Below are 13,146 nucleotides of genomic sequence, written 5' to 3'. Positions count from 1 at the left end.
ATATACAAACCATTTAAATTGTTTTCCATGTATCTTTAACTAAATCAATAAAAGTACTTACATTACTAAATGTTTTAGCATTTTGAGGAAAGATTAAATAAGTAGGTAACTTTTTAGGAAATCGGTAAAGAACCTGAAGACTCCCTTTGCTTACCTCTTTTTGAATAATAATATCACTCAGCAAGGCTAGACCTACTTGTTCCATTACTGCTCGCTTAATTGCTTCCTCGCTTCCAAATTCCACTATCGTTTGGGGCTTACACTGAATTTCTTGAAGGCAACTGACAATACAGTCATCCATACCATAGGTTATAAAGGGATAATCATCGAATATTTCCTGCACAGTACGATCCTTTATAATAAGCGGATTTCCAACCAATACCAAATCCTCTTCCTCCAATAAAATCCCCTCTACACCAGCGTAACTAGGGTATCCAGCTATAAAACCTATATCTGCTTGATTTGAACTCACAAGTTTGGCTGTTTCTTTACTATTGGCACAAAGAAGTTTTAGGTTTACCTGAGGGTACTGTTTTAAAAACGAGCCAATAATATGGGATAAATAATAGCCACAATAAAATTCTGGTGCAGCGATTGTCAAATGGCCAAATGGCTTTTCAAAATTCTTCAAATCCTGTTCCATTTCTTCAATAATCCCAAATAATTGATCTGTATGTTCCTTTACTATTTTTCCTACTTGAGAAAGAAACATTTTCTTGCCTATTCGATTAATTAAGATATGCCCTAATTCTTCTTCTAACGCTTTAATCTGTTGGCTAATTGTAGGCTGGCTATAATTTAAAATTTGAGCCGCTTTTGTAAAGTTGAGGTAAGTTGAAACAACATGAAACGTTTTCAAATTACGTAAATCCATCTCTATTCACATCCCTGCTATAAATTAAGATAAATATTTTTTCCTTATTAAAATTTAATTATACTTAAATCGACTATGTACGTAAGAGGGTTTTTCTTTTCATTAAGATATCAATCAACATAAAAACATGCTACCTATTCAGATAGCATGTTTCTTCATTTTTATTGAATTGCCTTAATACTTTGTAATCCACCATTTTCGAGAATGGCTTTACTAATTGCCTTACCTGTTGGCGTTGCTGCTAAACCACCGCGTGCCGTCTCTTTCAGGTTTGGACTCATAGATTGTCCTATGCGATACATCGCTCCAATTACTTCATCACATGGAATTCGGCTTGTCACACCTGCAAGCGCCATATCTGCTGCTACAAGAGAGTTAGCAGCGCCCATAGCATTCCGTTTAACACATGGTACTTCCACTAAGCCTGCTACTGGATCACAAACAAGGCCAAGCATATTTTTTAACGTAATCGCAAATGCTTCTGAACATTGTTGCGGTGTTCCACCAGCCATCTCAACGATAGCTGCCGCTGCCATACCTGCCGCTGAACCAACCTCTGCTTGGCAGCCACCTTCAGCACCTGAGATGGAAGCATTATTAGCCACAACAAAGCCAAATGCACCTGATGTAAATAAATAACGAATCATTTGCTCACGAGTTGGATTTAATTTATTTTTTACCGCAAAAAGTGTTCCAGGTACAACCCCAGCTGAACCTGCTGTTGGCGTTGCACAAATTGTTCCCATTGCTGCATTGACTTCATTGGTTGCAACCGCTTTACTTACTGCATCTAATAATAAATCACCTGATAGTGATTTTCCTTGTGCAATGTAATTTTGAAGTAATACGGCGTCCCCACCTGTTAAACCTGTAACAGATTGTACACCTTGTAAGCCGCGTTCTACCGCTTCTTCCATCACCGTTAGGTTTCGATCCATTTGTTGAATGATTTCTTCTCGTGTTCTGCCAGTTATCAACATTTCCTGTTCAATCATAATTTCTGATATTAATTTATCTTCCTGTTCTGCTCGTTCCACAAGCTCGCGAACATTATGAAATAAAACGTCCATCTTGGGACACCCCCTTAGTTATTAATCTTTGATACTTTTGTAATATATGGGATTAATGAAATCTGCTGTAGTACTTTGTCTTCTATATTTTGATCGACTTCAATAACCATTAAAGCCGTTAAACCTCGTTCTATACGTGATACTTCCATATGTCCAATATTAACTTCGTGCATCGCTAAGCAATTGGCTACGTTCGCTATGCAGCCAGCACGGTCATCATGTACGACAAGAATCGCTGGCATGCCACCTGTTAAACGCAATTTAAAGCCATTTACTTCACTTACTTCTATTTTACCGCCACCAATAGAAATACCGACGACAGACATTTCTCCTTCATCGTCTCCAATAACTAGACGTGCCGTATTTGGATGCTCCGTATTAGCTGTTTCTGGAATAAATTCATATTCCAACCCTGCTTTTTCTGCATCTTCAAATGCCGTTTTAATACGATCATCAAATGTATCGTAGTTCAATAAGCCCCCAATGATTGCAACATCTGTCCCATGCCCTCTATACGTTTCTGCGAACGAACCATATAAATGAATTTTCGCCCATTTAGGTTGTCTACCAAATAAATCCCTTGCAACTCGTCCGATACGAGCTGCCCCTGCCGTATGAGAGGAGGAAGGCCCAATCATGACTGGCCCAATAATATCAAAAACCGAAGTAAATTTCATACAAACACCCCTCTATTCTATTCCTATAATAATATTTATATTTACTTATATCATGCTTGATAGTTACCACAAAAGTAAAGTATTTAATTTGTCAGCTTTCAGAAAATTACCACTACTATAATTTGTAGCCAATCGTGATATGTTTTACATTGTCCATACCCTGTGCACACATAATGAAAATCATTGATATTCCAATATTTCCAATTTTTTATATCCTCTACATACGTACATTCAACTATGAATAGTACGTATGTTTCCGACTAAATATAGATAATACTCTCTTTGTAGCATAAACAAAAGCAGTACACATTTTGTGCACTGCTTTCTTTACGGAATAGCAAAGTAGCATGTAATTATTCTACCGAAATAATATATGGGTATAACCCTTGTTTTCCATTAAATAATTCAACTTCTACGTCTGGATAGTTCTTCTCAATGAATGCTACTAACTCTGTAGCATCTTGTTCAGTTGTATCCTCTCCATAAATGACTGTTACAATTTCAGCATCCTCATCAACTAAATCAACGATTACTTTTTCAGCTGCATCTTTTAAAGCTGGTGTAGAAAGGACAATTTTTCCTTCTGCTAACGCCATAAAATCATCTTTATGGATTTCAACACCATCAATAGATGTATCACGCACAGCATAAGTTACCTGACCTGTTTTTACATTTGCAAATGCATCCGTCATTGTCTTTTTATTTAAGTCTACAGCCGCTTCAGGATTAAACGCTAAAATCGCAGCCATCCCTTGCGGAATTGTCTTCGTTGGGACAACTGCTGCTTCAATTTCTAAAAGCTCAACAGCTTGCTCTGCAGCCATCACTATATTTTTATTATTAGGTAGAATTAAAACTTTTTCTGCACCAATTTCTTGTACTGCTTTAACGATATCTTCTGTTGAAGGGTTCATCGTTTGGCCACCTTCAATGACATAAGATGCACCGATCGAACGCAATAAACCTGCAACACCCTCCCCCATCGCAATTGTTACAATAGCATAGGGATGTTTTTCTAATTTTTTCGTTGTCGTAGGTGCCTTATGTTCTTCACCGACGATAGCTGAATGTTGTTCACGCATATTATCGACTTTTATTTTCATAAGACTACCATATTTTTGTCCAATTGATAAAACAGAGCCTGGTTGCTCAGAATGGATATGAACCTTGGCAATTTCTTCATCTGAAATAACAAGTAACGAATCACCTAAAGGACTTAATTCTTGACGGAATTGCTCCTCATTAAATGGCTCTTTCCCATCTTCTAAACGCACCATTATTTCTGTACAATAGCCGAATTCAATATCTTCAGTATTCATAAAGTCTTGAGCTCTATGATGCTCTGCATTGATTAAATCATCTAATGTCGCATCATTTTTTTCTGGGAGAGGCTCTCCTTTTAAAGAAGCTAAAAACCCTTCATATACAAACAATAATCCTTGGCCACCACTATCGACAACCCCTACCTCTTTTAAAACAGGTAGTAAATCCGGTGTTCGATCTAGCGATGCCTTTGCCTCTGCAGTAAAAGCTTCCATAACCGCAATGATATCGGTTTCAGTTTCTGCCACTTCTACGCCTTTTTTCGCCGCTTCTCGAGCAACCGTTAAAATAGTTCCTTCGACAGGTTTCATAACGGCTTTATATGCTGTATCTACCCCAGCTTGGAAGGCACCTGCAAAACCTTTTGCATCAATTGTTGCTTCTTTTTCAATGAATTTCCCAAATCCACGGAATAATTGTGATAGAATTACACCTGAATTTCCACGCGCACCCATTAATAAACCTTTTGATAAGGCCTGTGCCGTTTTACCAATATGCTCTGAAGCATAAAGCTCCGTTTCCTTTGCACCAGATGTCATCGATAAGTTCATATTTGTCCCTGTGTCACCATCCGGTACCGGGAAAACATTTAATGAATCTACATAATTTGCATTTTGGAATAGGTGATGCGCACCCATTTGTACCATTTCTGCAAACTTTATACCGTCTAAAGACTGCATTCGATTTAGTTCCTCCTCTTAATTCGCTACACGAACGCCCTGTACAAAGATATTGACAGATTTTACGCTCATACCCAATGTTTTATCTACTGTATATTTCACTTTCGACTGTACTTGGTAAGCAACTTCCGAAATTTTTGTCCCGTAACTAACAATAATGTACATATCAATATGTAAATCGTCGTCTTGTTGTCGAATCACAACACCTTTTGCGAAGTTTTCTTTACGTAAAATATCAGTTAGACCATCACGAATTTGATGTTTAGATGCCATGCCAACAATCCCGTAGCATTCTACAGCAGCACCACCAGCAATTTGTGCAAGTACATCTGTTGAAATATCAATTTGGCCGAATTCACTGTTTAATTCAATTGACATAGAAATGCCCCCTTGGCTCTTTTTGACTAAACTATATTGTAACACTTTCGTTGTAATTTAAGCAACCTAAGGGGGTAAAGAAAGGCTATGTAGCAACGTTTTGTGACTTTAAATCGACGTATTTATGAATTCATCAAAAATGGCGTTCTTACAATAAAATTTATTTCCGCCTAATTGTGTTATGACGTATAACGCTCGGTCAGCAAGCTCATAGCCTAATTATATATGCCCTTACATCAAAATCTTATTAGGACACATGCCTATATGGCCTCTCTTTATTAATCTTAAACATCACAGTCAATTCTAGATAAAAAAAGTTGATACTATGAAAGCATCAACTTTATATTGCATTAAATTAAACTTTTTATAAGGGTATCGATCATAACTGGCATTTCTTTAAAGGCACTATCCACATGTAATCTTTCTGTTTTTTGATGCGCATCCTTACCAAATGGTCCTACATTTAAGACCGGCCCTTGTAAAGCGGTCATTTCTTTAAATGGGATACTATACGTTTCCCCCCATACAGGTGTATTGCGTTCGAAGGCTAACCATTCATCTGATTCATCTGTATAGTTCACATAGCTTAAATCACAAATTCCATTAAAATAATGGATTTGCTCCACCGCAACATCGAATGTTTGCGCCGTTTTCTTCATTAATTCAATCGATTTTATAATAAGTGGATGATTGGATGAATTAATAGCCGGGTAATAAGGTGGAGCATATAACAGGACAGTAGCTGGTGCTAATTCCTGACAACGTATCATAAGCTGATCAACAATGCGTATTGACTTTTCACGGTCATCCCACGTACTATGCTGAAGAACTTGAGATTTGATAGAATCGACTTCGGCAGCTCCCAGTTTCCGGATGGCATGTTCTAAGAGAGCTTCATATCGCAATACTTTGACTGTCCCAACACCTTGTACTTTTTCTCGTTTACAAATTTGCACATACTGTTGATTACAAGCCGTCATTGCTTCGAATGCGACCTGTTCAAATATATCCATCACTTCTGCTGCTGTTCGTTTTAATAAAAATACATTGTAAAGAGCCGCAGCACGATATGGCGTTTGTGTAGAGTATTCCATTTTTAAATCTTTTAGCTGTAAAGAGACTGGTAGTGGTGTACTCTCTCCTAAATCTGTTTCACGGAAAAGAGGATTCCACTCCATATGCTGTGTCATATAAGAAGCAATGAAATTAGCTGTCATTCCTTTTAAAGGTTCACCGACATGTGTTTCCTTCCCATAAAACAGTGCGGCGGGCATTATCTTACCAATGGTGCCTGAATAAATATATTCATTCGTATCAGATGGTCCTTGTGAAAAAGACGGTTCACTATTTAAAAATAATTGATACGTTAAATCATACTGTTCTCGTATTCTTACAAGCTCCACTACAGCAGCTCTCATTCCCGCTGAATTTACTTCTTCATCGGGAACCGCTGTTAAAATCAGATTAATTGGCCATTGCTCGAAGCTTGCTTTTTCAATTAGCTGCATGTGTAATGCCAGTCCCATTTTCATATCCATTGTGCCACGACCAAACAAATAATTGCCTGATTCCAAATCCAATCTAGCAGCTTCTGGTAAATCCTTTTTGTACTTAGGCTCCATAAGCTTTTTAGTCAATTCCTCAGGGAAAACAGCTAGAGGCTCTAATTCTCCATATTCTTCAGTATGCACTGTATCAAAGTGACTAATTAGCACTACTGTGTTGGTTGCTGTAGGATGTTTATATAATGCTGTTACAGCGTTTCTTCCTAGACCTGCTTCATGCAATTCGATCAACTCAGGATGCTTATTAAAATATGGAAGCGCCATCAATTTATTTTTCAATTTATAGGCAAATTCATTTTCACCCTCAGTCAATGTTCTACTGTCCCAGCTGACAATTTCACATAGTAGTGCTCGCAGTTTTTCTGGTGTATTCCACATATAATTATCCATAAAAATTCTCCTTTAAATCTCATTCGTTAAAGGTTCTTAACGAATATCTAGTGACTCTTCATTTTTGGTATCTGTAGTTGCCATAGGTGCTTTTTTTAATTTCAAGCGATAAAAAATCATACAAGCAATAAAGAAGCCAATGCCATACAATAGGCCAATTCTTTGGGTTGGATCAAATGCTAAAAAAATCAAAATCACTAAACAAAAGAAAATACAAAATATAGGTATTAATGGAAATAAAGGTGTCTTAAACTTTAAATCTGCTAAATTTCCACCCGACTTAATATAACGATAGCGGAACATTAATTGAGAAGCACAAATCCCCATCCATGAAATCGTGACAGATATTCCTGCAACCGACATTAATAAAACAAATACCGCATCTGCTTCCATCACACTTGTTAGTAATGATAAGAGTGAGAAAACCATCGTAAAGATCAGTGCATTTAGAGGCACTTTATTTTTAGTAAGACGACCAAATAATTTTGGTGCCATTCCCTCATGAGACATCGAGAACAATAAACGAGTTGACGCATACAAACATGAATTACCAACGGATAGAATCGCGGTTAAAATAACAAAATTCATGATACCAGCTGCATAGGGAACACCCGCTAAATTCATCAACGTCACAAATGGACTCTCCATTAGACCAAGCTCTGATGATGGGAAGATGGCTGATAATACAATAATAGAAGCAATATAAAAAACAATAATTCTAAAAAGTATTGTCCGGATAGCTCTTGGAATATTTTTTTCTGGATTTTCGGTTTCACCGGCTGCAATTCCCACAAGCTCTGACCCCTGATAAGAGAAAATAACATTCATCATCGTCACAAAAATAATGGTAATACCTGCTGGGAATAAGCCAGAAGGTGCTAAATTTGTGAGATGAGGTGTTGGACGATCTGCTAACGGTATCATACCAAAAATAGCAGCCCCACCTATTATAATAAAGGCAATAACTGCGACTACTTTAATACTCGCAAACCAAAATTCTGCTTCAGCAAACCCCTTTGTAGTTAAAGCATTTAAGACAAATAAAAGAACCATAAATACAGCACACCATATCCAAATAGGGATATCTGGAAACCAATGCTGCATTAAAATTCCGGCAGCTGTGAACTCAACACCCGCTGTCGCTGCTGAACCGACAAAGTACATCCAGCCTAATGAAAATCCGGCTGAGGGGCTAATGAAACGTGTAGCATATGTTTGAAAGGAACCAGTAACAGGCATGTAAACAGCTAATTCCCCTAGACAGTTCATTACCATAAATAAAATTAACCCACCAAATAAATAACCAATAAGTGCTCCACCTGGACCCGCTTGATTAATGGTATAGCCTACATTTAAAAATAACCCTGTTCCGATAACCCCCCCAAGTGAAAGCATTAATAAGTGACGACTTTTCATTGAACGGTTTAATTGTTGATTGTGAACTTGATCCCCTTTATCCAACATTCATCCATCCCTCCCATATAATGTGAATATATTGAATATTCTGATATACAAATAACGAAAGCACCCAACCAATTTATTTTTTTAAAATTGATTGGGTTCAAGTAGTATTACTTAAAAACGTAATGATAAGCAGCTTAAGCCACCATCATGTTTTCTAAATTCGGACATTTCAAGTTCAATCGTTTGATAACCTAGATCGAGTAATTTACGATTTGTGTCCGGGTATCCTGCTGGAATAATAATATAATCATTGACTTGAATACAGTTAGCAGAATATTCATCTTCCTTTGGAATAATAATTTTTTCATAGGATTCAAATGCCGGATGATCTACGAACTCACCAGCTAGCACCATACGATTGTCTCCTACATAAGCAATACCCGTTTTTAAATGGAAGAATTCTTTTAATGGGATAATCGTCGCCTCATACCCCTCTTGTTCAACGATTTCCTTAAATTGTTGTGCCCCTTCTTCATTTGTACGATCTGAAATTCCTACATAAAATTTCTTTTCAGCCTGTAATATGTCCCCTCCATCAAGCGTTCCAGATCCTTTTATATAATAAATTTTATCGTAGAATTGCTTTACAGCAGGTTCGATATCTTCAATTTCCCGGTTACGGGCAGCAGCTCCTGGATTTGAAATGATAGCAAATTCTGGTGTTAAAACTGCCGTATCCTCTACAAATGTTGAGTCAGGAAATGCCTCATTCGCTGGTAATTGTGTTACTTCAACCTCACATTTTTTTAAAGCTTCTACATACTTGTCATGCTGCTCGTATAATTTCTCTAAAATCGGTTTTCCTAAATCACTAGTTGTTAAACCGTTTACAAAACTATTTCCTGGATTTTTAACAATAACATTTTTAAACATTTCTTTTCTCTCCTTTTATGCTCTTATTACAGGACAAGTCAGACATGTAGGCCCGCCTGTTCCTAACACAGAAATTTGTTGACCTTTATATTCAAATACCGTTGCACCAGCTTCGATTAGTTGCTGTTTTGTGACCGTGTTTCCTTCAGGAAGAACACAAACTCTAGGTGCAAGCGCTAACACATTACAGCCAAGTGTATCGTATTCATCCTTTGGCACTTCCACTAACTGAATACCTCTTTCCACTAGTAATTGGCGGAAAAATACAGGCATTAAACGGGAATGTACAACTGCTAAATCTTTATCAACCATACTAATGAAAGACATAAGATGTAAGCATTCAGCTTCACCTAAATCATGTGGTAGCTGTACCACTATAAATTCATCTACCATTTCAGCTGTCATTTCTTTTAGCTGACGAATGGCCTCATCATTTGTTCGATAACCTCTCCCAACAGCAAGTGTTCGATCATCTAACCAAACAATGTCTCCACCATCTGCTACTGCATCTCCAGTGAGTTCTCCGATTATGGAAATACCCTTGTCCTTTAAAAATTCTTTGTAGATGGAAGCTTCTGGCTGTCTTAATTTTTTTCCAGACTTTAATAAAATGGCACCCTTCGGCGTAAATTTGACTGGATCATGGGCATAAAGCGAGTCCAACCCTACCTCATCTGAAAGTGGTAGATAATCAATTGTGTCAACATACTTCTTAAGAATCTCAACAAATTCTGCATATTCCTTTAATGCTTCTTCAAAGTTGGGCTCAGATAAGTAGTTAAAAGTTTTCCATTCATCACTAAGATGTTTCTGACTTCGAAAAGCATCTTTTGGATGTTTTACTATTACGTGTTTTAAAGGTGTATACATCGACGAGCAATAATGCATTCCCTTCACTCCTTTTCCGTGTAGTGGAAAACGTTTCCGTTTAGAGGAAAGTTTATATGAAAAATATATGCGTTTTATGTTATACTGTCAATATATTTAGAAAACTTTTTATTTTTCATTTTCTTCTCAAACCACTCTCAGTAAGCCCTGTTGAATTAAGTCTGAATTTTTCTAAAAGGGTATTCTCTTTCTTTTTGTATTCAATGAACTCATGGTCTCAGTAAGATTGGAACTAGACGTAGATGGAGAATAAAAATAAAATAGGAGAAAAGGAGGTAGGACAAATGCAATTATTAGAGCGGGCTATGACTATTGCGAAGGTTTTAGCTTCTGAAGCAAATGACAGTAGCTTGTCCATTTCGGAGCTTTCTACAAAATGTGATTTACCTCTAAGTACTTTACATAGAATTTTAAAAGCGATGATTAATCAAGGAATGATTGAGCAAGATGAACAAACTAAACATTATCGACTCGGGACCATTTGGATGGAACTCGGCTTGCAAGTCTATGATACGATGGATTATATTAGCAAAATCCGACCAGAGCTAGAGCGATTAGCAAGAGATGTTGAGGAAAGTGTCTATTTAAGTAAGCCAGCAGGTTTAGACACGATTATTATTGAAAGAATAGATAGCGCTGCCAATCCAATTCGTATTTATGACCAGCTGGGCATTCGTATACCTCTACATATTGGAGCAGCCAATAAGGCCATTCTCGCCTCTATGTCTGACGCACAATCGAAAGAAATATTAGAACAACTAGTAACGCAAGATGAAATGCCTGAACTGGAGGAGCAACTTCGTCAAATTCGACAACAAGGTTATGCGATTAGTCACGGAGAACGAACGGCTGGTACTTCCTCCATTGCCGTTTCCGTTTTAGATGGTTTTGGTGAAGTAATAGGAGCAGTAAGCATCGGTTTTGTCAGCTTTAATGTTTCTCAAGAGCACATTCTAACACTCATTGAACGTTTGGTTAATACCGGCAAACGCGTCTCACTGAAACTCGGTTATCGAGGAAAATATTAGAAGAACTGATTCCTTCAAAGAAAATCTATTTTTGTTCATCAATTTTGCCTGTAAAGGTTTTTTTCTTGAAAGGTTATGTGAAAACTGTTGCACTGAACGCCATCGTATGTTAAATTATTATGGTATGTGAAATACCGAACTGAAATATAATAATCTTTCAGCATCAACAGTAAGGAGGGAATACAACATGCCAAAACAATGTGTAATCACTGGACGTAAAGCTCGTACTGGTAACAACCGTTCCCACGCTATGAACGCTAACAAACGTACTTGGGGTGCTAACCTTCAAAAAGTTCGTATCTTAGTTGACGGTAAACCAAAACGTGTATGGGTTTCTGCTCGTGCATTAAAATCAGGTAAAATCGAGCGCGTTTAATCGACGCTTCTAAAAAATCGATTTCGCTTTGAGCGTAAATCGATTTTTTTCTTTGGTTATAGAATGATTACTGCAGTAAAAATCTACATATAGCAAAGAATGAAAAAATCCGACTACTATTAGTCGGATTTTTTTACTTTCTTATCTTTTTTAAATAGGTTAATACACGTGCGCGTAATACTACTAACGAATTTCGGCAATTGGAACGTATATACTTTCAGGACTCTCTCCCCCTTACGCTAATCTATGCTTCTTATCATTAAACATATGCCTCTTGAGAAAGATATAGACCCTGAAGTTCCTATTATTTCATTACTTGTAAATCGGGATGTTCCTAAAGAAATTTCTTCTTTCGTCGTTTCATATTTCACTTGCCTTAATGTCACATCTTTTATCGGCTCTTCATGAGCAAAGAAGGATAAGTACCGATATCGGTTATCTGCATAAATAGGATGTGTACCCGGCAATAAAAATTGTAACATATTTGTATGATTAATAATCTTCAATACAATGTGTGGATGCTCTTTTTGTAAACGATATATAGAACGAACAGCTGCCTCATAATGATCTAGACGCCCTCCCGTAACACCTGTCAAAATAATTTCTTCTGGTGCATACGTAAATGCTTTAAGCAAGGCCAAATCCGTATCTGTTTCATTTTTCTCTTCTTGAAAACGTTGTTGATCATTTGTCCGCGCCATCACCCGCTGATATTCTTCTTCTGATAAAGAATCAAAATCTCCAACAATTGCATGTGGCGTAATCCCCTGCTCTATTAAATATAAAGCACCACGATCTGCGCCAATAAACACTACATCCTGTTGTAATTGAAACGATGTGAATGAACACAGCTCTTGTTTTGGACCACCTGCACAAACAACGACTGTCGTCATCCGTTAATCGCTGCCTCACCAGCCGCTAAAATTTCTTGAAGCGCAGCTGTTCGATCCTCTTTACTATAGATGGCTGATCCTGCCACAAAAATCGTCGCTCCTGCCTGTGCACATGGAACAATCGTTTCGGCTGTAATGCCACCGTCAATTTCAATGGCGATGTCCAATCCACGCTCTTTAATCAGTGAAGATAAAGCCTCGATTTTAGGCACAACCGAATGAATGAATTTTTGTCCGCCGAACCCTGGATTGACAGTCATTAATAAAACCATATCGATATCTTCAAGAACATGCTGGATAGATTCTATCGGTGTATGTGGATTTAAAACGACACCCGCCTTTATACCATACGAACGGATTAATTGAATTGTACGATGTAGGTGACGACAAGCTTCAACATGTACGGTAATATAGTCTGCTCCAGCTTGAGCAAACTGTTCAATATACTGATCTGGGTTTTCAATCATTAAATGTACATCTAATGGTAAATCTGTTAATGGACGGATAGCATCCAATACGATTGAGCCAAATGAAATATTCGGCACAAAATGACCATCCATCACATCTATATGAATTAGTTTTGCACCCGCTTGCTCTACTTCTTTTACTTCTTCTCCTAATTTTGCAAAATTCGCTGCTAAAATTGATGGTGCTATTTGTATCATCA

14 protein-coding genes are annotated in these 13,146 nt (G+C 37.4%); 2 read left to right on the top strand and 12 right to left on the bottom strand.

Annotated elements, in window-relative coordinates; genetic code table 11:
- Positions 1–13 precede the first annotated feature (13 nt).
- From MKX57_RS04920 to MKX57_RS04880, 9 genes are all read right to left on the bottom strand, one after another.
- Positions 14–874 carry a LysR family transcriptional regulator gene (locus MKX57_RS04920; RefSeq protein WP_089985308.1) on the bottom strand — a complete coding sequence of 287 codons (861 nt, stop codon included), beginning with the start codon at positions 872–874 and terminating at the stop codon, positions 14–16.
- Between the two features lie 161 nt (positions 875–1,035).
- Positions 1,036–1,944 carry an L-serine ammonia-lyase, iron-sulfur-dependent, subunit alpha gene (gene sdaAA / locus MKX57_RS04915; RefSeq protein ID WP_008173736.1) on the bottom strand — a complete coding sequence of 303 codons (909 nt, stop codon included), beginning with the start codon at positions 1,942–1,944 and terminating at the stop codon, positions 1,036–1,038.
- A gap of 14 nt (positions 1,945–1,958) precedes the next feature.
- Positions 1,959–2,621 (bottom strand): L-serine ammonia-lyase, iron-sulfur-dependent subunit beta, encoded by a 663-nt coding sequence (gene sdaAB, locus MKX57_RS04910; RefSeq protein ID WP_008173738.1) that lies wholly within the window; start codon positions 2,619–2,621, stop codon positions 1,959–1,961.
- 353 nt (positions 2,622–2,974) lie between these two features.
- Positions 2,975–4,624 (bottom strand): DAK2 domain-containing protein, encoded by a 1,650-nt coding sequence (locus MKX57_RS04905; protein WP_089985306.1) that lies wholly within the window; start codon positions 4,622–4,624, stop codon positions 2,975–2,977.
- Between the two features lie 18 nt (positions 4,625–4,642).
- Positions 4,643–5,002, bottom strand: coding sequence for an Asp23/Gls24 family envelope stress response protein (locus MKX57_RS04900; RefSeq protein WP_008173742.1), 360 nt, complete (start codon positions 5,000–5,002; stop codon positions 4,643–4,645).
- A gap of 350 nt (positions 5,003–5,352) precedes the next feature.
- Entirely contained in the window at positions 5,353–6,957 is a 1,605-nt protein-coding gene (locus MKX57_RS04895; RefSeq protein ID WP_342532249.1) for a M20/M25/M40 family metallo-hydrolase, read from the bottom strand.
- Between the two features lie 36 nt (positions 6,958–6,993).
- Positions 6,994–8,421 (bottom strand): amino acid permease, encoded by a 1,428-nt coding sequence (locus tag MKX57_RS04890; RefSeq protein WP_008173745.1) that lies wholly within the window; start codon positions 8,419–8,421, stop codon positions 6,994–6,996.
- A 111-nt stretch (positions 8,422–8,532) separates the two neighbouring features.
- On the bottom strand, positions 8,533–9,294 hold the full coding sequence (locus tag MKX57_RS04885) for an arginine deiminase family protein (RefSeq protein WP_008173746.1): 762 nt from the start codon (positions 9,292–9,294) through the stop codon (positions 8,533–8,535).
- 15 nt (positions 9,295–9,309) lie between these two features.
- Complete coding sequence (locus tag MKX57_RS04880; RefSeq protein ID WP_089985303.1) at positions 9,310–10,182, bottom strand: arginine deiminase family protein; 873 nt, start codon at positions 10,180–10,182, stop codon at positions 9,310–9,312.
- Positions 10,183–10,466: 284 nt separating this feature from the next.
- Between MKX57_RS04880 and MKX57_RS04875 the strand changes: the two genes are divergently transcribed.
- Together MKX57_RS04875 and rpmB are read left to right on the top strand one after the other, a co-directional pair.
- Positions 10,467–11,210, top strand: coding sequence for an IclR family transcriptional regulator (locus tag MKX57_RS04875; RefSeq protein ID WP_043989654.1), 744 nt, complete (start codon positions 10,467–10,469; stop codon positions 11,208–11,210).
- 187 nt (positions 11,211–11,397) lie between these two features.
- Positions 11,398–11,586 carry a 50S ribosomal protein L28 gene (gene rpmB, locus MKX57_RS04870; protein ID WP_004227417.1) on the top strand — a complete coding sequence of 63 codons (189 nt, stop codon included), beginning with the start codon at positions 11,398–11,400 and terminating at the stop codon, positions 11,584–11,586.
- A 119-nt stretch (positions 11,587–11,705) separates the two neighbouring features.
- On the opposite strand, the gene spoVM is transcribed toward rpmB, so the two are convergent.
- The 3 genes from spoVM to rpe are packed head-to-tail and all read right to left on the bottom strand — an operon-like array spanning position 11,706 to position 13,144.
- The gene (spoVM, locus tag MKX57_RS04865; RefSeq protein WP_099805045.1) at positions 11,706–11,807 is read right to left on the bottom strand and encodes a stage V sporulation protein SpoVM; all 102 of its coding nucleotides are present in this window, start codon (positions 11,805–11,807) and stop codon (positions 11,706–11,708) included.
- Positions 11,808–11,825: 18 nt separating this feature from the next.
- A complete protein-coding gene (locus tag MKX57_RS04860; protein ID WP_008173760.1) occupies positions 11,826–12,479 on the bottom strand; it encodes a thiamine diphosphokinase in 654 nt (217 codons plus the stop codon).
- A complete protein-coding gene (rpe, locus tag MKX57_RS04855) occupies positions 12,476–13,144 on the bottom strand; it encodes a ribulose-phosphate 3-epimerase (RefSeq protein WP_043989656.1) in 669 nt (222 codons plus the stop codon). Before rpe ends, MKX57_RS04860 begins: the two co-directional genes overlap by 4 nt.
- Positions 13,145–13,146 lie beyond the last annotated feature (2 nt).

It is taken from the genome of Lysinibacillus sp. FSL M8-0216 (assembly GCF_038595555.1).
GTDB lineage: Bacteria > Bacillota > Bacilli > Bacillales_A > Planococcaceae > Lysinibacillus > Lysinibacillus fusiformis.
The sequence above is the reverse complement of the archived record's forward strand: the minus strand, read 5'-3'. Positions and strand labels throughout refer to the sequence as shown.